We start from the raw sequence: 21,028 nt of genomic DNA, 5'->3' as shown, positions 1-21,028 counted from the left end.
CTGCTAATATTCCATTACTTCTAATTTACCACAACTTGCGCCTTCTTCCAATAACTAGCAATGACATTTAGAGACTTTTTAAAAAACAAAAGCGGCTCTTCTCGCATGCACGAAAAGAGCCGCTAAACGGTATGTTTATTCTAAAAAGTCTTTTAATTGTTTTGAACGAGAAGGATGTCTTAGTTTTCTTAACGCTTTTGCTTCAATTTGACGAATACGTTCGCGAGTGACACCGAAAACTTTTCCGACTTCTTCTAGCGTACGTGTCCGACCATCATCTAAACCAAAACGTAAACGTAAAACATTTTCTTCACGGTCTGTTAAAGTATCCAGAACATCTTCTAGTTGTTCTTTTAACAATTCGTAAGCTGCATGTTCAGCAGGACTTGTAGCATCTTGGTCTTCAATGAAATCACCTAAATGTGAATCATCTTCTTCACCAATTGGTGTTTCTAAAGAGACTGGCTCTTGTGCGATTTTTAGGATTTCACGAACTTTTTCTGTTGGTAAATCCATTTCCGCACCAATTTCTTCTGGCGTTGGTTCTCTACCTAAATCTTGCAATAGTTGGCGTTGAATCCGAATCAATTTATTGATTGTTTCAACCATGTGAACAGGAATTCGAATTGTTCTAGCTTGGTCCGCAATTGCCCGCGTAATCGCTTGACGAATCCACCAAGTAGCATACGTAGAGAATTTGAACCCTTTACGGTAGTCAAATTTTTCAACAGCTTTCATTAAGCCCATATTACCTTCTTGAATTAAATCCAAGAATTGCATACCACGACCTACATATCGTTTGGCAATTGAAACAACCAAACGTAAGTTAGCTTCTGCTAAACGTTGTTTTGCTTCTTGATCGCCTTCTTCAATTTTAAGTGCCAATTCAACTTCTTCTGCGGCAGTTAATAATTGAACGCGCCCAATTTCTTTTAGGTACATACGCACGGGATCATTAATTTTAACACCTGTTGGCGCAGATAAGTCTTCTGCTTGGGCCTTTTCCGCTTCTTTTTCATCTTTTTTCAAGCTATGTTCACTTGGGTCTCCATTTTCATCGACCACGCTGATACCAGCATCTTCAACTTTTTGGATCAATTTTTCCATAGCTTCTGCATCCAAAGTATACGGTGTGGCTAATTGATTCGCTAAATCATCATAAACCACTGTTCCTTTAGGCTTGTTTTCTTTGATAAATGCTGCCACTGCAGCTTCATATTTTTTACTTGTTTCTTTTTCCATGAAAGAAGGCCCCCTTCATTTTTCGGTTCACGCTTGAAATAACTGATAAATCACTGGGACTTATCAAAATAAAATGAACAAAACGCTTAGTTCTATTCATTATATTGCTTAAGTAAATGTTCGTTGAGCTTTAAGCTGTCGAGCCAATTGGATAATCTCCATTGTTAATTCGGCTTCAAGCTGTTGGTTGCCCACTCGTTTTGCTTCTTGCTGTTGAATCTTTTTCTGCTCAATTGCCTCTGCAATACTTGATAAGGCAATTACATGTAATAAATCGGCAACTTCTCGCTCAGAGCTTTCTTCCGATAAATTCTGATACGCAATTTCAATTGCTAATTGTTTGGTTTGATTATCTTGCAAGAAATTAATAAAATCGGCAATGTCGAAACTTTGATGCAGTGTCGCATAACTTTCTAGCAAGAAATATAATTCTTGGTATTCATCATGAGCGAACGAAAAATCTGGCAATTGTTGAACGGTTTGCCGTACTCCTTGTTCATTCATTAAACGAAATAATAAAGAACGTTCTGCTTTTTGAACTTGTGTTAACGGTAACTTGTTTTGGACGTGATTCTCTTCAAAAACAGGTTCTTCCATTGGTGGTGGCATCATTTCATCTTGATAAAATTGTTGCCTTTCTTGCCGTTGGACTGAACGTTGCTCTTGCTTCAATTGATTGAATTGTTCTTCTAAACTATGAACAGAAAGCTGAAATTCCTGAGCAATTTGGTTTAAATAACGATCACGTTCCAAGGGAGATTGAACATTGGTTAACTCCCGTAACAATTCGTTCACATAATCCAATTGTTCTTTTTCGTTATTCATGTTTCTAGTTAACCGATGATAATTCATTTTAAAACTAAAAACTGTTTCTCGGCCATGATTGGCTAAATTTTGAAAAGCTTCTGCGCCATATTTCCGCACATATTCATCAGGATCCAGCTTTTCAGGAATGCTGACAATACTCAATTCAAAATGACTGTTTTCTTGCAATAATTGAATCGCACGGTTTGTGGCTTGAACACCGGCATTATCGCCATCGTAACAAATAACTACTTCCTTAGCGACCCGCTCCAAACGCCGAATTTGTTCATTGGTCAAACTAGTCCCCATTGAAGCCACCCCACTTTTTACGCCTGATTGCCAAGCAGCGATAACATCCATGAATCCTTCAAAAAGCAAGACTGTATTTTCTTTACGAATTTCTTTTCTGGCTTTATCAAAGTTAAACAGCGTTTCTCGCTTATTAAAAAGTGTTGTTTCAGGACTATTCAAGTATTTAGGCATCTCATCCCCTGGAAAATCAGCTGTTTTTAACAAGCGACCAGAAAAGGCGATAACATTGCCTTGGGGATCATTAATTGGAAACATGATTCGTTGATAGAAACGATCCAAAAACGTACCGTTATCTCTTTGGACAAACAGCCCAGAAGGCTCAAAAAGCGTTTCATCCAGTTGTTCGTTTTTAAAAACTTGACTTAAGAAATCACGTTTTTGCGGCGCAAATCCAATTTGAAAGGTCTCAATTAGTTCTTGTGTTAACCCCCGCTCTAATAAATAGTTTAATGCGGGTTCGCCAATTTTAGTATTCACTAAAATATGATGGTAAAGTTCTGCGGCTTTACTATGCAGTTGTAACAAACTCCGTCTTTGTTGGTTTTCTGGGGTATCCGCTACTTCACGCGGCTCTGACCAATCAAAGTCCACAGATAAATGTTCCAAATCTGCAACACGTTTCACGGATTCTGGAAAACTAATGCCTTCAATTTCTTGCAAGAAATTAAAAACAGTTCCACCTTTCCCGCAGCCAAAACAGTGAAAAATTTGTTTGTCTTCTGCTACTGAAAATGAAGGGGAACGTTCTTCGTGAAACGGACATAAACCCATATAATTTTTACCGGATTTTTTTAACTGGACATACTGCCCAATAATATCTACTATATTCGTTCGGTGACGAACTTCCTCAATGACTTCCTGAGGAATGCGTTGTGCCATTGTCCTCACCTCCTAAGAATAGCATTGTGCTAACTCATGTGATTGACCGTTTAAAAAACGCACTGTCATTTCAGTGCGAATTCCAATGGACACATTTACACATGATTTATTGTATCACATAATCGCTGTTTTTCAAGTATCTTGTTTCAACTCAACAAAAAAAGAAAGTATCTAGGACAAAAGTCATCCTGACTCCTGCCCCAGACACTAACTCTTAAAATAATCAGTTAAACATCAAGCTTGCTCCGACTTCCTTCAAGATTTAAAGAAGAACTGCATTTCTGGAGACGAATGCTTTTAGCTCAACCTCTGCTTTTTATAAATCTTTAATTGTTTTTCCAGCACGTTTCATTTGTACGAAACCAATTGTTACACGCACTACAATATTAATGGCCATCATAATAAAGAAGAGACCCATTGTTTGCGAAGTTAAGAAACCAATTTCTAAAATGTTGTGGAATAACATAGCTGCTACATAAATACCAATAATGGTACTGAAAACCAAGAAAATGCGTAATGGATTTAAAGGCAGACATGCTCGAACAACAGCCATACAGCTAATTCCAACTAATAAATAATACATTAACGTCGTGGTGTCTAAAGAAGAAAATCCTTGATTTTGTCCAATCAGATAAACAGCAATGATATTCGCTACAACTAAAAGCGCATTAACAGACGCATTTTTCAAAGCCGTTGGTAAAAACTTCCCGACAACTTTTCGTTTGTCCCCTTCGAAAGATAAGAAGAAGGCTGGATACCCTTCAATTGCTAAATCAATCAAGGTCACTTGAATCGGAATGAACGGGAACGCGATGGCCGTTAAGGCACAAATGATTGAGAGAATAAACGAATAAATCGTTTTAATGAAGAAAACACTGGAAACTCGGGTTACATTATTTACCACACGTCGTCCTTCAAACAAGACATCTGGTAACGTTGTAAAATCAGAATCTAGCAAAACTAGATTAGAAATTTGCCGAGTAGCGCCATCTCCTTCTGCCATGGCGATACTACAATCCGCTTCTCGTAACGCTAAAACATCGTTGACGCCATCGCCGGTCATCGCCACCACATGCTCTGTGTCTTTCAACTCACGTACAATGGTTCGTTTTTGCTGAGGCGATACACGTCCGAACACTGTGTATTGCTGAACTGCTTCACGCACTTCTGCTTCTGTCGTTTTGGTCGACAAATCAATATAAGACTCATAACCGGGTAGCCCAGCACGACGAGCAATATTTGAAACAGTTACCGGATTATCACCAGAAATTACTTTTAAGTCGATTCCTTCTTCTTTTAGATAAGCCAGTGTTTCTTTGGCATTTTGGCGAATTGGATCGTCAATTTCTAGAATTGCTAATGGCTCTAAATAAGGCATTTTGGTTTCGTTTAACGGTTGTTGTTCCGCAATGGCTAACATCAAGACGCGATACCCATTCTCTTGTGCTGTAAAAACAGCTTCTGGCAACCGACTATCGTCTACCAAACGCTCAGGAGCCCCTAAATAAACTGTCCCAATTTCTGGAAATTCAATAGCTCCCCATTTTCGTTCAGAAGAAAAAGCCAAGACTTCTTTTGCGCCAAATCGATTGGATACTTCATAATGATCACGAATTGCTTGCATTGTAATATTATTATCCGTACTTTCAGATAGGTAGCTTCCGATAATCTGCGGGAAGAGTTCTTCATATTTGTCATGCAAGATAATCGCCTTTTGCACTTTCATTTTACCTTCTGTAATCGTTCCAGTTTTATCTAAACACAAAGTGTCCACATGGGCCAATGTTTCAATTGAGTACATATCTTGTACTAGAATACGTTTTTTGGCTAACTTAATGACACCTGTTGTCAGCGCAATACTAATTAATAGTACTAATCCTTTTGGTAACATCCCTAACAAAGCAGCTGCAGAAGCAACAACAGATGTTTTAATGCCAGCATCTCTTAACCAAAAAGCTTCAACAAATAAAATAATCCCCAGAGGAATAATCACCCAACTTGTAAATTTAGAGACTTTACGAATCGAATTGACTAACTCTGATTGAATTGGTTTATGCACTTTGGCTTCTTGGGTGATTTTCACAGCATAGTTTTCGGCACCAACGTGGATAACACGGGCATAGGCTTGTCCGCTAACAATGAAACTTCCAGAAAGCAAGGTATCGCCGATTTCCTTTTCAATTAAATCTGATTCGCCTGTTAACAACGCTTCATTCGCTTCGACTTTACCGTCAATAACTTCCATATCAGAAGGAACTTGTTCCCCTGCAGAGATAATAACAATATCTTCCATAACTAGTTCTTTTGTATCAATTTCTTGTTGTACACCATTTCGAACAACATGAACATTTTCTTTTGCCACAATAGATAATTTTTGAACTAAATTACGGGCATGAATTTCTTGGAAAATCCCGATTGACATGTTCACAATAATAATCGCTAAGAAAGCCAGATTGGAATACGCTCCGACAAATAGTAAACAAACAGCGATTGCAAAGTTTAAAAAGTTGAATAACGTCATGACGTTATCAAAAATAATATCTTTTGTAGATTTTGCTACATTTTCCTCATAATTATTTTGAAGGCCTAACTCTTTCTGCTTGGCAACTTCTTCTGTACTTAACCCTTTTTTCAGGTCGACTTTATTCAACATCCAGCTCTTTCCCTACCTTTTCAATTAATCAGTTACATCCCTTCTAGTTTACTTGCATTTTCATGAAACTGCAAGAAAAGCCTAAAAAATTCCTGTAAGTTGAAAGAATTCTTTAGACTTTTCTCGTTTTAATTTAACTTTTCAATAAACCAACGATTCATTTTGACAATTTCCGCATAGAACATATTGCCACCATTTTGATAAAGGTAACCACCATTGTAAACTAACGCTTGCCAACGATAATAACGATATTTCGTATTTTGGTCATTCCCTAGCAACGGTGAAAGGACTTCTCTTGAATATTCTTCTGCTAACTCTGTCGTGTGTTTCCCGCCGCGTTCTTTAACAAACTGAATATAATCCAGTCCATAATTATATGCTTGTACGCCTGTCCACTCATCGCAGCCAGCTTCTTTTGCTTTCGCTAACGCTTCCGCGAGAAATTTGACGCCATGTGCGATACTTTCCTCTGGTGTTTCAATCACTTCTTGTTGTCCATAAACACTTTCACTGCTCTGCATAATATCGCCAGATTTCCCTTTAGATTCTGTATAGATAATCGCTAAAGCTAATGTTTTGTATTCGGGTATTTTATTTTTTTTGACTTCTGCTTCTACTTGTTTTTCAAAGGTCATTACCGTTTCAACATTTTGATGTATTTTATAGCCAAGATAGCCAAGACCAGCAACTAAACCAACAAACAAAAGTAGCATGATTTTATAAATTATTTTTCTTACTCTACGCATCGAATCATCCAAACTTTTTCTTTTAAGATACGTTCTATGTTACTTGAAATAACTGAAAAAAGCGAAGTTTTTGTTACTTCTTTAGTTTTATTTAATAAAAGTAACTTTTTTGTGAACAAACCGTAACTTCGCAAGATTGAACGTTTTCACCTAGAATAGAATAACAAGTAATTTTGTTCTATTGACGCTTATTTATTGCATCAAAAAAAGCCCAGATAAGAATGAACAAAATTCTTTTCTAGGCTTGACTTTATACAACTTATCTATTCTTTTAACAAACAGTCAAATGTTTTATGGAATTTTTTTCCCAGTCATTTCTTCATAGTCTCTACTCATCATTCTCCAAGCTTTTTCAATATCTTCATTCAATCCAAACAATCCACTTCTACCAACAATATAAATATCAGGTCCTGCAGCATCAATTCGCTTAAATGAATTTCTATTCGATGAGCCGTCCATTTCAATTACATAACGATACCCTTTTTCTTCACGTAAATGACGAAGAGCAACAATTTTATCAAGTGTTCCTTCAATAAATCGCTGGCCAGCAAAGCCTGGATCAACGGTCATGATTGTGATTTTATCCAACAATTCAATATATGGAAAGATTGATTCAATAGGCGTCTCGGGATTAAGGACGATCCCTGCTTTAAGATTAGCATTGTGAATTTGGTCAATTAGGCGAAATGCTAGACCATCTAAAACCTCTGCATGCATACAAATCCATTCACATTTGATATCTACTAGTTGTTGTACCCAAAAGCTTGGATTCGTAACCATTAAATGGGCAGATACTGGGAGCTTCGAAATTTTTCTTAACTCCTCAATAAACCACGGAGATAATGTAATGTTTGGCACATAGTGACCATCCATAATGTCTATGTGATACGAAGCAACATGATCATTCAAAAAGGTGATTTGTTGTTTAAACTTGTCCAAATCCATCGTCATTAGTGACGGAGAAAATTCAACTTTGTTCATTCTAATTTTCAACTCTTTCTATCTGATTATTTGGTTGATGTTTTTGAAAATTTTTCTAACTCGTTATATTCAGACGTTGACACATCTCTGACAGGCAATATAAATTGCATTAATTTTGTTGCGCTTTTTCATTTTGTTTAGAAAATCTGAATATCTTCCAAGTTTATCTCCTCTTCTTCTTTTTCTACTAAAGCTTCCATATCTTTCTCAGTTACATCTTTCTTAATAATCGCTAAAACTAAACCGGTAACCACAGCGTTTACAACAATTGCAATAACACCAGCCAGCGGTTTACTCATTGTTGGAATCATTAAAACACCGCCAAATGGAACAGTCGCATCTGCCCCTAAGATCATTGTTGTTGCGCCACCCACGAAGCCACCAATCGCTGTAGCAATGACTCCTCGGACAATATCATTCATAACTAAAGGAATAACACCTTCAACAATGTTAATCACGCCCATTGGTACGGCAGACTTTAACGTTTCAACTTCTAGTTTTGTATAAATATTTTTTCTAAATAATTTAGCAAAGAAGAAAGCTAATCCAAAGCCTATTGGCGTTGCTGTATTTACTAATTGCAATGCTGTAATTGGTCCATTAAGTCCTTCCGCTTGCATTGTCAAAACAAAGGCAAAAACAGTTTTGTTAATGGGTCCGCCATAGTCTATACCACTTAATAAACCAATTACACCACCAAAAATTAATAATGACGAGTTACCTAAGCTATCTAAAAAGTTCGTTAATAATGAAGTAAATGCCGTTATTGGGGTCCCGATAATATATACCATGATTAATCCACCAGTAATTGAGGTTAAAAATGGAATAATTAATGTTGGCATTAACCCTCTCGCCCAGTTTGGTAATTTCACATATTTTAAAATAGCTAATACAAGATATCCTGCCAAGTAACCACCTAAGATACCACCAATAAAGCCAGCGCCAACTGCATTCGCAGTTAAACCAATAATAAAGCCTGGAGCAATTCCAGGTTTACCAGCGATTGAAAAGGAAATGCCAGTAGATATAACAACCGGCAATAAGCCTAAGCCAGCGCCACCCATAGTAGCTAAAGCATCCCAAAGCGAAAATTCACCTGGTACCAAGGTTCCTTGACTTGAGCCACCAAACCCCATACCAATTGCAATTAAAAAGCCAGCTCCACAGACAATTGGAATTAAATATGAGATTGCTGTTAATAAATGACCTTTAAGATTTAACTCTTTTATTTTTTTCATTTTTATCCTCCTAAACATTGTTCTTTTATTTTATTTTCTATTTAAAAAAATTGCTGTTATGAATTCTTCTGTAGAAAATATCCACAATATGCTGTCTCAGTAATTTCATTAAGAGAATGCCTTCACTACATCCTCTGGCGATTTTGATTGAAGGAGTTCTTTCACTACTTCATCATTTCCGAGTTTTCTGGCAAACAATGATAATAGTTTAAGATGGCTAGTTGTTTCTTTATGATCATTGCCCACAGCAAAAAGAATGATTCCTTTTACGCCATTATCATCTAAAGATTCCCAAGGAATTTCTGTACTATTAATACCAATGGCCACGCCTATTTTTTTTACATACGCACTTTTGCCATGTGGAATGGCTAGATAGTTTCCGATGCCCGTTTGGCCTTCCGCCTCTCTATCATAGATATCTTTTATAAAGCCTTTTTCATCTGAAATATTGCCATTTTCAAGCAAAAGATTGGCTAATTCTTTTAACGCTTCCTCTTTTGTATTTACATTCATATTCGTTTTAACGGTTTTTAAGTCAATGATATCCTTTACTTCCATTACAATTCCTCCTAGAAGGTTACTTTTCTTGTGTCATAACTTCTTCTGCCTTTTCAATTAGTTTAGTGGGTGATTTTACAGCAACTTCTGTAGGTACTTGAATGATTCGTTTCCCATCAAAACGCTCTCTTCCAGAAATTTTTACATCAATGGCTAATATAACAATGTCCGCTTCCTTAATTTGTTCATCCGTTAGTTTGTTTTCAATCCCAATGGTCCCTTGTGTTTCTACATGGATCTCAACTCCTGCTTTTTTTGCAGCGTTCTCCAATTTTTCTTGTGCGATATATGTGTGAGCAATTCCTACTGTGCAGGCTGCTACGCCGACTATCTTCATTATTTTTCCTCCTCAAATCTTTCTATATTTTTATAAAAATCTGTTTCTGTTTTTAAACGCAACAACTTTTCTAAGAAGTCTTCATTTGCTAATTTTCTAGTAAATCGACTGATTTCTTTTTTTACTTTTAACCGTTCATTTTCTTTTAGTAAGATGACAATAATTAATTTCACTTGCTTAATGTCTGCCGTCCATTCTTGGATTTCTGTTTTTAAGCCAATCAGATATATTTCACTTTTTTTCAAGAGTGCATTTTCTAAATGTGGCAAGACAATTTGCTCTGCAATCTGATTACTTCCCATCTTCTCACGATTTACCAAAGATTCCTCAATCTGCTTTTTTTCTTCGGGCGTTAACAAAGGTGCTGCTGTTTCTGCAATGAATTGATATACTTGCTGTTTTGAAAGAAGTTCTTGGTTTAGGAAAACTTGGTATAAAGGATTAACGTTCATGATAGATTTCCTCAACTTTTCTTTGTAATCGATACTGATCATCCATTGTAAACATGGCACTTACCAACAATGATTTAATGGGGACCTTTTCCTGTAAATGAATCGTTGTAAGAATCAATTCAATATCAGAATAATCTTTTAATGATTTCTTTATATTTCGTGTGGGAATAATTTCAACAATTTGTAATTCAGGGAATTTCTTTTCAACTTTTACTCTCAATAGTTCTGAAGTTCCAATTCCAGTGGTACACATAATCAAAGTACGAATAGGTAACTGATTGGTTTCAATCATTCGCGCAAAATACAATGTAATAAACCCATTCTCATCTTCGTTTATAGCCGGCAGTTGATAGTTTTTACTTACTTGCTTAGAAACTTGCGCAATTTTTCCGAAAATTGTTTCATACGTCATTTTTATTTGATCCAATAAACTATTCTTAACATGTATGCCGTTTTCAAGACGATTTATCATTGGTTTTATATGACTAGCCAATTCAAGAAGTAGCTGATCATTATCAGTTAAAATTTTTAGTTGTGCACTCATTTCCTCTAAATAAAATTGAGTAACTTGCATTACTTTGAAAGAAAAATTAGTTACTTTACTAAATGAACCTTGCATCCTAGAAGAAACCAAATATTGATATAAGTAATAAATTTCAACGTTAGGCAGTCTCTTATTTAAATAAGTTTCAATCTGTTGAATCGTTGTTTGCGCGACCTTTTTGAGTACTAAGTCCTTTGTTAATTCTTGTTCTTCTTCGTTAGATAATTGGTATTTTTCAGAAATAGCTACTTTTCGTGAACGACTAATTAAGATATAAAGATGCGAAAAGATGTTTACGTTATATGGATGTGGAATAGTAATATCCAGTTTCTTTTCAATGTTCCTGACTTGATCTAACGTAAAAAGGACATCATAATTATTAAAATTTAATGCTTTGTTGTTTCGAAGGTCCTCAATATCGATAATGTTCAACAGTTGTATTCTATCGGAAATGGCTTTCCTGATAGCTCTTTCCTCACCGATAATTGCCAACGTTCGATTTTTCCGTTTGAGTGTTAAATCATATTTCTTTAAATCTTCGGATAATTGTTGTTCATCGCTAAATATCACAGAATCGCCAACATAATATCTTGCAAATAATTCATAAACATTTTTAGCTTGTGGAGAAGCTAACAACAATTCCTCCAGAATTCGATTGCGTCTTTCCCTTGGCGAAAAATCACTTTCTTTTTCGACTAAATGTCGATTCTGTTTCATAAATCGTTCATAGTCTAGCTTGTATCCTCGTCCTTTCTCAGATAATATGAGTGAACCTTCTGAAAATTCATCGTTAATTGTTTTTATCAAACGATAAACTGTCTTAGGAGAAGTACTTAGGCAGTTTGCCAATTCTTCTGCAGTCATATAATCTTGTTTTTTTGAGAGAAGTAACAACAATTTTTGTCCACGTTCTTTTTTCGAACTCATAGCAACCCCTCCTTGATATATTTATTATAATCCATATAAAAGAAAACGCTTCCTTGTTTTCTGTCCGTTACATTGGCCATTTTTGTGAGTGGTTGAAGTGTTCAATTATGCGAAACTTTCTAAGGCTATTTATAAATAAAAACCTGTAGAGCAAGCGATTTTGAATTACTGTCTCTACAGACACTAATACTTTCAAAGAATACAAAAAAAGGGCTGCCTTGCGGCTAGCCCTTTTTTACTTTTATTTTACGGTAACATTTCCGATTACATCATTCATTGAAGTCGTTTGACCTGCTTTTTGTAAATCGTATTGAGCAACGATATCTTGATTTGTGAAAACAACAATTAAATCTGATTTTTTGCCAGCTTGTTCTAATGCGGCTAAATCAATGGTTGCAATTTTATCGCCTTGTTTTACAACTTGGCCTTCTTCAACATGTAATGTAAATGGTCCACCTTGTAACTCAACAGTATCTAGACCCATGTGTAATAATACTTCAATGCCTGAATCTGTTTGGATACCTAACGCATGTTTTGTTGGGAAAATGCTAGTAATTTTACCAGCAACGGGTGTTGAAACTTCGCCGTCTGTTGGTACGACAGCAAAACCGTCACCCATCATTTTTGCTGAGAAAACATCATCTGGTACTTCAGAAATAGGAATAACTTTCCCATTCGCTACAGAATATAATTCAGTTTCTTTTGTTGAAACTGGTGCTTTTTCTTCAACAACTGGTTTAGAAACAGGTGTTTCTTTGACTGGTGTTGCTGGCGCTTGGTGGTTATATAATCGTTGCATTTCGTCAGCAACAAATTGTACTTCCGTACCAACAATCACTTGGATATTGGTGTCATCAATGACTTTCACACCAGGAACCCCAGTTGCTTTAATTTTTGCTTGATCCACTTTGCCTGTATCTTTCACTGTTAAGCGTAAACGAGTTGTACAGTTATCAATAGAAGTTACATTAGCATCAGCGCCTAAACCATCATAAATACGACGAGCTAGAGAAGCAAATTTGTTGTCACCTTCTGCAACATCTGGCGTTTCTTCGCCATCGCCTTCTTCACGTCCTGGTGTCATTAAGTTAAACTTAGTGATTGCAAAACGGAAACCGAAGTAGTAAATTGCTGCAAAGACAAGTCCTTGAACCACCAACATCATTGGATGATTCGCGACTGGGTTTTTCAAACTTAAGAAGAAGTCTACAAAACCTGCACTAAAGGCAAAGCCAGCTGTCCAATGCATAAACGCAGCGAATGCTAAAGAAATACCTGTAAAGACTGCATGTAAAACATATAAAGGCCAAGCAACGAACATAAATGAGAACTCTAAAGGTTCAGTTACGCCTGTAAAGAAGGCCGCAAAACCAGCAGCTAACATTAATGAAGCTGTAACTTTTTTCTTCTCAGGACGCGCACATTGATAAATAGCAAAAGCGCCTGCTGGTAAACCAAACATCATTACTGGGAAGAAACCAGCTTGATACATCCCTGTTTGTCCTACAATTGCTTTACCAGTATCTAACGCTTGTTGACCAGCTAAAAAGTTCCCAATATCATTGATACCAGCAACATCAAACCAGAAAACAGAATTCAAGGCATGGTGTAACCCTGTTGGAATTAATAGTCGGTTAAAGAAACCATACAAGCCAGCTCCTATGAAACCTAAGCTAGAGATTCCTTTACCAAAAGCAACTAATCCGTTATAAACAACTGGCCAGAAGAAGAATAAGACAGCTGAGATTGCTAACATCGAAATAGCTGACATAATAGGAACTAAACGTTTTCCACTAAAGAATGATAAAGCCATTGGCAATTTCACACCAGAGAAACGATTATACATTGCCGCGGCAACTAAACCAGCGACAATCCCGACAAAGACATTGTTGTCCATGCTGTTGAAGGCTGGGTTTACTTCAGCAATATCCTTGAAGCCTTTAATGGCTTGGATAGAAGCAGGCGCTAAAACAGTTTTTGGCACTAAATAAGCGACTAAACCAGCTAATGCTGCCGATCCATCTTTATCTTTTGACATTCCTAACGCTAAACCAACCGCAAATAACAATGCTAAGTTGTTTAAGATAGCCAAACCACCATTCATTAGAAAAGTTGTGGCTGGACTAGCGCCGATTGTTCCCACGATCCAGTTGGCAATACCGACTAATAAAGAAGCCGCTGGTAATACAGCAACTGGTAACATTAACGAACGTCCCATTCTTTGCATATACGCTTTCATTATACGTAACTCCTCACATAAACTATTTAATTTTTATTATTTGGTCATTCTTAATCGTTCAATGTGAATCGATAAATAACCAAGTTCTTCATTTGGTACTTGATAATGAAAATTTCTCATTAATAAGACTTGTACTTTTTTTGAGATTTCATAGCTTTCAGCATACTTTTTCTTTACGACTTCCAAAATTTCTTCATCTAAAACAGCATATTGATTTTGTTGGAAACGATGAATAAACAAACGTAAATGATTCACCAAACGTGAATAACTGAGACTATTTTTATCATCATGAATATCAATAGCCAATTCCTGCTCGATTAAATGAATAATTTCAGAAACGATTGTAACTTCACGGATACTTTTACTATTATCAGTACGCCCGCTGCGAGCACTATGGATATGAATTGCAATATATCCCGCTTCATCATAACTAAATGGAATCTCTAAGGTTTGTGTTAAATATTCTACAGCCCATTGAGCAATAGCAAATTCTTCACTATATAAAATCTCAATTTCACTTAAAAGCTTGTTCCGAACAATAATATTATTTTGAATATTTTCAGCTGCAAAAGCAATGTGATCACTCAACCCAATATTAATATGTTCATTCAACTTTTCACCCAATACCGTTTCAGCATGTTGGATAATTTCTTCACTCGCTAAAAAGTATTTGTCTTCAATTTGTGATAGCAGTACTTGAAGTTTTTTCAGTCCTTCTGGCTCCATCACAAACATCCGCTCCACCAATTGTCGAGATAAGACATCATTTTTAGTCTTATTAAACCCGACGCCTTTACCGACAGCTACTTTCTCCTGTCCTTCGTCAAGAACAAGTACAGCATTTTGATTTAGCACCTTTTTAATTTTCATAAATGACCCTCTTCTGCAGAAGTAATTCTAACATTTTCAGTGAAAACAACAAAAAAAGCATAGAACAATCCCGTTAAACATGTTGCGTAACCATTGTACACCACATTGTATTACGAAATTCTTCCATGCCTAGTATTATCTAGTCACATGAAAACGCTATTCATTTGTTAACAGTGCTTATTCTAACGAGTATCATTATTTTTGTCAACCTTTTTCAATTATTTTTTTATTAATTGTTGACTATTAACAAAAAAGAAGCTCTTATCGGGAAAAAAGTACCTTCAGCTAAAGGTACTTTTGTTCACTAATTTATTCTTTATAGGCATACTTATATGTGCTCGTTGCACCGAAGTTATGATACTGAATACCTTTGACACCTGGTCGTATAAGCTGACTACGAGCCTCTTGGTATAAAGGAATTAAAGCGGCATCTTCTTCCACCAATACTTTTTCAGCTTTAATTAATGTTTGCCAACGAGTTTCAGGATCATTTGCGTATTTAGTTGTTGCTTCTTCAATTAGTTGATCAAACGTTGGGCTAGAATAGTTCATACGGTTACCACTAACTGAGCTTTCTAAGAAAGTCATTGGATCCTGATAATCGGGTCCCCACATGCCAACAGACAATTCATAATCCCCTTTTCTCATTAATTCAATCGCATTATTTAAAGGAACTGTTTTGACATTAATAGTGAGACCAGGCAACGTTTCTTGTAACTGGCCTTGGATAAATTCAGCAACTTTTCGGTCACTATCACCATCTCTTGAAAGAAGTTCAATGGCTACATCTCCGTTTAGCTCTGCTTTTGCTTTATCTAAATACTCTTTGGCTTTTTTGGCGTCTGTTTTGACAAGGACGCCTGCTTCTTGACGAAAATCTTCATTCGTTTCTGGGTTATATACAAATTTTTCTGGAATGTACCCATAAATTTCTTTTGAACCATCTGCCAAAATATTATCGACTAAACTTTTTTTATCCAAAGCATAAGCTAAAGCTTTGCGGACATTCTCATTTGCAAAAATGGATGGTTTTTCGTTTCTTTTTTGGTTTAAACGTAAGGAATAGACTTTTGACCGTTCGATTGCTTCATAGTCTGGGTTGTCTCGATTTTGTTTAGCAAAATCTCCTGTTAAGACAGCCACATCTAATTCACCTGATTCGTACAAATTATAAACGGTATTGGTTTCTTTAAGAACTTCAAAATGAATCGTTTCTGATTTTACTTTTTCTTTATCGTAATAGTCGGGATTACGCACAAAATCCCACGACATCGCTGACTGATCCCAATTTTTCATTAAAAACGGACCATTAGATACAATCATTTCACTAGAAGTGCCATAGGCTTGTCCTTTTTCTTTCACGAATGCTTCGTTTTGTGGGAAAAATGGAGAAAATGCCAATAACGACGTAAAATACGGTACAGGCTTTTCCAAAGTAACCTCCAAAGTATAATCATCAAGCGCTTTGACACCCAATTCCTCTGGTGCTTTTTCCTCTTTTGTAATAGCTGTTCCGTTCAGAATCGTTCCTTCTAACAAGAAAAAGTAATTGGCTTGGTTTTTGGGATTCGCTAATTTACGCCAAGCAAAAACGAAATCATTGGCTGTTACAGCATCACCATTGGACCACTTGCCATCTTCTCTTAGTTTAATGGTATATCGTTTGCCATCCTCAGAAATTTCTGGCATCTCTTTAGCAGCAGCAGGTATTAGTTGATCTTTTTCATCCAATTGATATAACCCTTCAAAGACATTGGACTGTGCGTTAATACTGGCTTCATCTTGTGTAAAAATAGAATCCATTGAACCGATTTCCGAGTTATCCATTAAATTTAAAACTTTTTTCGAGACACTGGTTTTCTCAGTTGTTTTCTCGTCTCTTTTTGTTTCTGCTGTTGTGCCACAACCTACCAAGACCGTACTAACAAATAACATAATCCCCATCATTTTTAACTTTTTCATACTATTCCCCCTATGTGTCAATCAAACGGCAACTCTTCCATGGAAAGCCGTTCTTGCGAAACTATCAAGCATGCGTAGGGCAAGCCCTCATTTTCGTACTCAAATTCTCCCCGCTGGTTGTCAATTGGGTCTGCACGCAATTGCATTTTTGCCGGCTGAAAGTCTGCCTGGATCTCACTATTTGCGACCATTCTAAAAACATCTAAATTGCCGAAATAATGATTCCACCGCTGTCTATCCCCGTCTCGGTAAGCACCTCCGCCAAAAGATAAATCCGCAAAGAGCCAGCCGTACGGTTCTATATAAAATTGTGCCCAATCATGACAGCCTGTATAATGTGTAGAAACATATAATCCCGATTGCCATTTGGCTGGTATCCCTGCAATCCGACAAAGCGTGATAAACAAAATCGCTTGCACGCCGCAGTCACCTTTTAAATTAGTTGCAGCATACTCTGAAATATTGGAAATTGTAAAATATTCACGCATGAAAGAATAATGAATCTTTGTCGTCACAAAGTCATAAATCAAGCGTGCCTTTTTTAAGGGATTACTTTCATCGCCCACAATCTCATCTGCTAAATTTCTTAAATAAGGCGTGAATCGAATATGCGGTAACTGTTCCTCTAAATCAAAGCTTGGTTGCATTTTGTCTACGTTATTTTTTTCTAACTGTTGGTAAACCATCCGATTAACATAACAATATTCAACTGTAAACGTTTGATTTTCTTTTAAGATTGTTTCAAAACACAGTGTTCGTTGAGGCGCATCTTCTGCCGCAATATAGGTTGCTTCAGGTGACGTAGCTAGGATTTCAATTTCTGATTGTTGTTGACACGCTTTGGGCAGCGGCAAATGGACACGAACACGCTCACCTGGACGCTCAAATTCTTTTTTCACCTGAATGGTGGCTTTAATTGTTGTTCTCACTTTTCTACCACCGTTTTTTTGCATTTGTTCGATGTTCTCTTTTAGTTCTTTTTTGCGGAGAATTTCTAATTGATTGCTTTCTGCTTCCTGCAAACGTGCAACATATGCCGCATTTGTTTTAATTAAATTGGCCAAAAATCGAAGTTGGAAATACGGTTCACCGTCAATATAAACCCAGTCCACTAAACCCGTTTCTTTTAAACGAATTAATTCCTCTGTTTGATAATCCTGAAAAGTGTCTCTCATCATTTGATCAGCTTTTGCAAAGCTATGAGGATACTCATTCATACGCATCATTTTAATGACATCTTTTTCAATTATCAAACGTTCTTTTAATGCCTGCGGAAGTTCTTTTGTCAACCAAAAATCAATGGCAATATCCGCACTTGCAAAATCGCCAAATTCTTTCACCCTTTGAATTTCCTCAGGCAAAGGGACACTAAGATACTTTAAATCATACTTCATTTGTTTTACTCCTTTTTTATTGAGAAATGCCTAATCCAGCTGCTTCTCCTAATTCCAATAATGGTTTTGCTTCTAAGGATACGCCCCCAGTTACGGGCGCAGTTTCTAAACCGAATGTCGCATCTAAATCTGCTCGTGTGATATTCTTTTGAGCAGCAGCTAAATGGGCAGCAGCCGTGATGCCAATGGTTGTTTCTTCCGCCATGCAACCAATCATGCATTCGATGCCTGCTGTTTCACAAATCTGATTAATTTTCAGCGCTTCATGAATGCCGCCACACTTCATTAATTTTATATTGATAACATCGACTGTGCCTTTTTTAACTAATTCCAACGCATCTTGAGCATCAAAACAGCTTTCATCAGCCATAATTGTCGTATTAACTTGTGAAGTAACGTATTTTAGACCTTCTAAATCGCGTCTTTTAACTGGCTGTTCCACTAATTCAATTTGATAATCTGCTAATTCTTGAATCGCTTTAACTGCATCTTTGGGCGTCCAAGCCTGATTCGCATCTAAGCGGAGCTTGATATCAAAGCCAACTGCTTCACGAATCGCTTTTACTCTTGCGATATCAGCTTCAATTCCTGTTCCGACTTTAATTTTTAATGTATCAAAACCTAGTTTGACTTTTTCGACGGCTTTTTGTGCCATCACATTTGGTTCATCAATACCTAGTGTAATATCCGTTATTACTTGGTTATCATAGCCGCCTAACAATTGATAAAGAGGCAGTTGAGCTTTCTGACCCATCAAATCATAACAAGCAATATCGATTGCTGCTTTTGCCGCTGGAGCGAAAGCAGATATTTTATCCATCACTTCATGAATTTTCTCAATATTAAAGGGGTTTAAGCCAATGATTGCTTGGCCAAATAATTCGATCGTTTCAAGCGTGCCAGCCAACGTTTCACCGGTAATAAAAATGCCTGGCCCTCCTTCTCCATATCCAATAAGTCCCTCTTCTGTTTCAATTTCCACAATTGCACTATCCGCGGATTCAATCGTCCCCAAAGCGATTGTAAATGTTTCTTTCAGCTTGATTTTTGATGCCCTAACATGTACCTGCTTAATTTTCATAAAATCCTCCCTTTGATATTTTCAATTGACTGAAAATTCAGTTTTTTAAAAATATCCAAAAATTAAATTTAGATTGTTATCGATCATTCTAAACTCATTGTTTTCTAATGTCAACAAAATAATGAGATTTTGATTAAAATAAAATGAATTTCGAATTTTATGAGCTTTTTTAGTAAATCAGTAAATTCCATGACATGTGAGATACTTCTCATTTACAAACATTCTTAAAAAAGGTATGATAGTAAAGAGGCAACTTGCAAAGGAGTAGAAGACGAATGAGTGAACAACCTCAACAACGTTCAACCGAAGAAGTTGAAGCAATTAAAGAAGATATTTTAACTGCATTAGAAACAGTGATTGACCCTGAATTAGGCATCGATATTGTTAATTTAGGACTAATTTATGAAGTTGAATTTGCAGAAGAAACTGGTGATACTGTCATCAAAATGACCTTAACCACAATGGGTTGTCCGTTAGCAGATGTTTTAACAGAACAAATCCATGGTGTTTTAAAAGATATTCCTGAAGTGAATAATATCGAAGTAAAATTAGTCTGGTACCCTGCTTGGACAACGGATAAAATGAGCCGTTACGCACGAATTGCTTTGGGTATTCGCTAGTTATTTCGAGACTAATGATAAAAACCGCCTGAAAGAACTGACTGATTAGTTTTTTTATGTGGTTTTTTGTTTAGCTAATAGTTTGCTAGTCCAACTTTTATTATTTTTCTTTTTAAGCACTTAAATTTAGCTAAACGAGTCAGGCAAAAAAAAGACATGGAATCATGAAAATCCATGTCTTTTTTAGTCGGATGTTGTTTTTACTGCAGGACAGTTTTCTTCCAAAAATTCAAAAATACTACTGTAATAATTTTCAGGTTCGTAGACACTTGAAGATAAATGTGGTGCTTTAGCAACAATGAGACCTTTTTTTATCCCCTGAGTTGCCGCTAAATTTTCTTCAAACATTGTCATTGGAACAAAGCGATCACCTGTACCGTGAATAAAGAATGTGGGCAACGTATTTTTGTGTAATTGTCTCACGGAAGAAGCGGTTTTCAATTGAAAGCCATAGTTATTTAATGCTAATTGATTAGCAATTGTTAAAATAGGAAAAGCGGGTAAATGAAAAGATTCATGTAGGACATATTTAAATTCATCATAAACAGAAGTGTAGCCACAATCCACTATTAATCCGCGGACATTCGTTGGTAACTTTTCACCACTTGCCATCATGACAGTAGCCGCTCCCATGGAACCGCCCACTAAAATAATTTCTGCTTCCATATCAATGGCAAGAACTTCACTAAGCCAACTTAATAAATCTAACCGATCCAGCCATCCCATCCCAATTTTATTACCTGAACTTTTCCCGTGCGCACGCAAATCGGGAACTAAAACATTGTAGCCTTCTTCTGCAAAACGTAATGCAGTATATGCCATATCGCGTTTTCCGTTTGAACGATAACCATGCACACAAATCGCCCAACGATGGTTATCTGGATAAGGAATAAAGCACCGTGCATACAATGTTTCATCTTTAATTTTCAACCAACGATCTTCAGCAAAAGACTCTGTCCAAAAAGCTTCGCCTTCTTGTTTTTGTTGTTCTTCTATTTTTGTATATCTTGTTTCACGTTCTTGAAAATTATCAGGATTTAATAACCGATGCCCTTTTTTATGATACCAAGGGTTGTCTTTAAGCAACGCAATTTTCAAAAAATAATTGGCAATGTAAACAGAAAAAACAACGCCAATCATTGCAAAAATGATCAGTAACCCGAGGAGCCATTTCATCTGCAAATCACAC

17 protein-coding genes are annotated in these 21,028 nt (G+C 36.5%); 1 reads left to right on the top strand and 16 read right to left on the bottom strand.

All coding sequences use genetic code 11. The annotated features are described in order from the left end of the window. Positions 1-135 precede the first annotated feature (135 nt). The 15 genes from rpoD to IGL48_RS06320 all read right to left on the bottom strand — a co-directional run bounded on the left by rpoD (position 136) and on the right by IGL48_RS06320 (position 19,219). The gene (gene rpoD, locus IGL48_RS06390) at positions 136-1,242 is read right to left on the bottom strand and encodes an RNA polymerase sigma factor RpoD (protein ID WP_002360364.1); all 1,107 of its coding nucleotides are present in this window, start codon (positions 1,240-1,242) and stop codon (positions 136-138) included. Between the two features lie 108 nt (positions 1,243-1,350). Beyond that, positions 1,351-3,237, bottom strand: coding sequence for a DNA primase (dnaG, locus tag IGL48_RS06385; RefSeq protein ID WP_010777627.1), 1,887 nt, complete (start codon positions 3,235-3,237; stop codon positions 1,351-1,353). Positions 3,238-3,553: 316 nt separating this feature from the next. After that, positions 3,554-5,890, bottom strand: coding sequence for a cation-translocating P-type ATPase (locus tag IGL48_RS06380; RefSeq protein ID WP_002357645.1), 2,337 nt, complete (start codon positions 5,888-5,890; stop codon positions 3,554-3,556). A 128-nt stretch (positions 5,891-6,018) separates the two neighbouring features. Then, positions 6,019-6,636: a lysozyme family protein gene (locus IGL48_RS06375; RefSeq protein ID WP_002357646.1), complete on the bottom strand. Its 618-nt coding sequence runs from the start codon at positions 6,634-6,636 to the stop codon at positions 6,019-6,021. 291 nt (positions 6,637-6,927) lie between these two features. Next, positions 6,928-7,617 (bottom strand): D-allulose 6-phosphate 3-epimerase, encoded by a 690-nt coding sequence (alsE, locus tag IGL48_RS06370; RefSeq protein ID WP_048949495.1) that lies wholly within the window; start codon positions 7,615-7,617, stop codon positions 6,928-6,930. Between the two features lie 137 nt (positions 7,618-7,754). Next, complete coding sequence (locus IGL48_RS06365) at positions 7,755-8,855, bottom strand: PTS fructose transporter subunit IIC (RefSeq protein ID WP_048949494.1); 1,101 nt, start codon at positions 8,853-8,855, stop codon at positions 7,755-7,757. A 108-nt stretch (positions 8,856-8,963) separates the two neighbouring features. Next, complete coding sequence (locus IGL48_RS06360; RefSeq protein WP_048949493.1) at positions 8,964-9,413, bottom strand: PTS sugar transporter subunit IIA; 450 nt, start codon at positions 9,411-9,413, stop codon at positions 8,964-8,966. 19 nt (positions 9,414-9,432) lie between these two features. Beyond that, positions 9,433-9,750: a PTS fructose transporter subunit IIB gene (locus IGL48_RS06355; RefSeq protein WP_002357651.1), complete on the bottom strand. Its 318-nt coding sequence runs from the start codon at positions 9,748-9,750 to the stop codon at positions 9,433-9,435. After that, complete coding sequence (locus IGL48_RS06350; RefSeq protein ID WP_048949492.1) at positions 9,750-10,202, bottom strand: PTS sugar transporter subunit IIA; 453 nt, start codon at positions 10,200-10,202, stop codon at positions 9,750-9,752. Before IGL48_RS06350 ends, IGL48_RS06355 begins: the two co-directional genes overlap by 1 nt. Continuing rightward, on the bottom strand, positions 10,192-11,673 hold the full coding sequence (locus IGL48_RS06345) for a BglG family transcription antiterminator (protein WP_048949491.1): 1,482 nt from the start codon (positions 11,671-11,673) through the stop codon (positions 10,192-10,194). The genes IGL48_RS06350 and IGL48_RS06345 overlap by 11 nt, the downstream gene beginning before the upstream one ends. A 241-nt stretch (positions 11,674-11,914) precedes the next feature. Next, the gene (gene nagE, locus IGL48_RS06340) at positions 11,915-13,912 is read right to left on the bottom strand and encodes an N-acetylglucosamine-specific PTS transporter subunit IIBC (RefSeq protein WP_048949490.1); all 1,998 of its coding nucleotides are present in this window, start codon (positions 13,910-13,912) and stop codon (positions 11,915-11,917) included. Positions 13,913-13,948: 36 nt separating this feature from the next. Next, positions 13,949-14,782 carry a PRD domain-containing protein gene (locus IGL48_RS06335; protein ID WP_002357655.1) on the bottom strand — a complete coding sequence of 278 codons (834 nt, stop codon included), beginning with the start codon at positions 14,780-14,782 and terminating at the stop codon, positions 13,949-13,951. Positions 14,783-15,091: 309 nt separating this feature from the next. Continuing rightward, positions 15,092-16,744: a peptide ABC transporter substrate-binding protein gene (locus IGL48_RS06330; protein ID WP_010824639.1), complete on the bottom strand. Its 1,653-nt coding sequence runs from the start codon at positions 16,742-16,744 to the stop codon at positions 15,092-15,094. A gap of 17 nt (positions 16,745-16,761) precedes the next feature. Further along, a complete protein-coding gene (locus IGL48_RS06325) occupies positions 16,762-18,138 on the bottom strand; it encodes a transglutaminase-like domain-containing protein (protein ID WP_010777624.1) in 1,377 nt (458 codons plus the stop codon). 16 nt (positions 18,139-18,154) lie between these two features. Further along, on the bottom strand, positions 18,155-19,219 hold the full coding sequence (locus IGL48_RS06320; protein ID WP_010777623.1) for a dipeptide epimerase: 1,065 nt from the start codon (positions 19,217-19,219) through the stop codon (positions 18,155-18,157). Between the two features lie 275 nt (positions 19,220-19,494). Between IGL48_RS06320 and IGL48_RS06315 the strand changes: the two genes are divergently transcribed. After that, positions 19,495-19,839 (top strand): metal-sulfur cluster assembly factor, encoded by a 345-nt coding sequence (locus IGL48_RS06315; protein WP_002357660.1) that lies wholly within the window; start codon positions 19,495-19,497, stop codon positions 19,837-19,839. A gap of 183 nt (positions 19,840-20,022) precedes the next feature. Here the strand turns inward: IGL48_RS06315 and IGL48_RS06310 are convergent, their stop codons facing one another. Next, the gene (locus IGL48_RS06310) at positions 20,023-21,015 is read right to left on the bottom strand and encodes an alpha/beta hydrolase (protein ID WP_015543720.1); all 993 of its coding nucleotides are present in this window, start codon (positions 21,013-21,015) and stop codon (positions 20,023-20,025) included. Positions 21,016-21,028: the final 13 nt, after the last annotated feature.

The organism is Enterococcus sp. DIV1090, assembly GCF_050537975.1.
GTDB lineage: Bacteria > Bacillota > Bacilli > Lactobacillales > Enterococcaceae > Enterococcus > Enterococcus faecalis.
This window is presented reverse-complemented; position numbering and strand designations above follow the sequence as displayed.

Excerpts from the sequence above, each read along its gene's own strand:
- rpoD (WP_002360364.1), bottom strand. The coding sequence starts at position 1,242 with ATGGAAAAAGAAACAAGTAAAAAATATGAAGCTGCAGTGGCAGCATTT.
- dnaG (WP_010777627.1), bottom strand. The coding sequence starts at position 3,237 with ATGGCACAACGCATTCCTCAGGAAGTCATTGAGGAAGTTCGTCACCGA.
- IGL48_RS06380 (WP_002357645.1), bottom strand. The coding sequence starts at position 5,890 with ATGTTGAATAAAGTCGACCTGAAAAAAGGGTTAAGTACAGAAGAAGTT.
- IGL48_RS06375 (WP_002357646.1), bottom strand. The coding sequence starts at position 6,636 with ATGCGTAGAGTAAGAAAAATAATTTATAAAATCATGCTACTTTTGTTT.
- alsE (WP_048949495.1), bottom strand. The coding sequence starts at position 7,617 with ATGAACAAAGTTGAATTTTCTCCGTCACTAATGACGATGGATTTGGAC.
- IGL48_RS06365 (WP_048949494.1), bottom strand. The coding sequence starts at position 8,855 with ATGAAAAAAATAAAAGAGTTAAATCTTAAAGGTCATTTATTAACAGCA.
- IGL48_RS06360 (WP_048949493.1), bottom strand. The coding sequence starts at position 9,413 with ATGGAAGTAAAGGATATCATTGACTTAAAAACCGTTAAAACGAATATG.
- IGL48_RS06355 (WP_002357651.1), bottom strand. The coding sequence starts at position 9,750 with ATGAAGATAGTCGGCGTAGCAGCCTGCACAGTAGGAATTGCTCACACA.
- IGL48_RS06350 (WP_048949492.1), bottom strand. The coding sequence starts at position 10,202 with ATGAACGTTAATCCTTTATACCAAGTTTTCCTAAACCAAGAACTTCTT.
- IGL48_RS06345 (WP_048949491.1), bottom strand. The coding sequence starts at position 11,673 with ATGAGTTCGAAAAAAGAACGTGGACAAAAATTGTTGTTACTTCTCTCA.
- nagE (WP_048949490.1), bottom strand. The coding sequence starts at position 13,912 with ATGAAAGCGTATATGCAAAGAATGGGACGTTCGTTAATGTTACCAGTT.
- IGL48_RS06335 (WP_002357655.1), bottom strand. The coding sequence starts at position 14,782 with ATGAAAATTAAAAAGGTGCTAAATCAAAATGCTGTACTTGTTCTTGAC.
- IGL48_RS06330 (WP_010824639.1), bottom strand. The coding sequence starts at position 16,744 with ATGAAAAAGTTAAAAATGATGGGGATTATGTTATTTGTTAGTACGGTC.
- IGL48_RS06325 (WP_010777624.1), bottom strand. The coding sequence starts at position 18,138 with ATGAAGTATGATTTAAAGTATCTTAGTGTCCCTTTGCCTGAGGAAATT.
- IGL48_RS06320 (WP_010777623.1), bottom strand. The coding sequence starts at position 19,219 with ATGAAAATTAAGCAGGTACATGTTAGGGCATCAAAAATCAAGCTGAAA.
- IGL48_RS06315 (WP_002357660.1), top strand. The coding sequence starts at position 19,495 with ATGAGTGAACAACCTCAACAACGTTCAACCGAAGAAGTTGAAGCAATT.
- IGL48_RS06310 (WP_015543720.1), bottom strand. The coding sequence starts at position 21,015 with ATGAAATGGCTCCTCGGGTTACTGATCATTTTTGCAATGATTGGCGTT.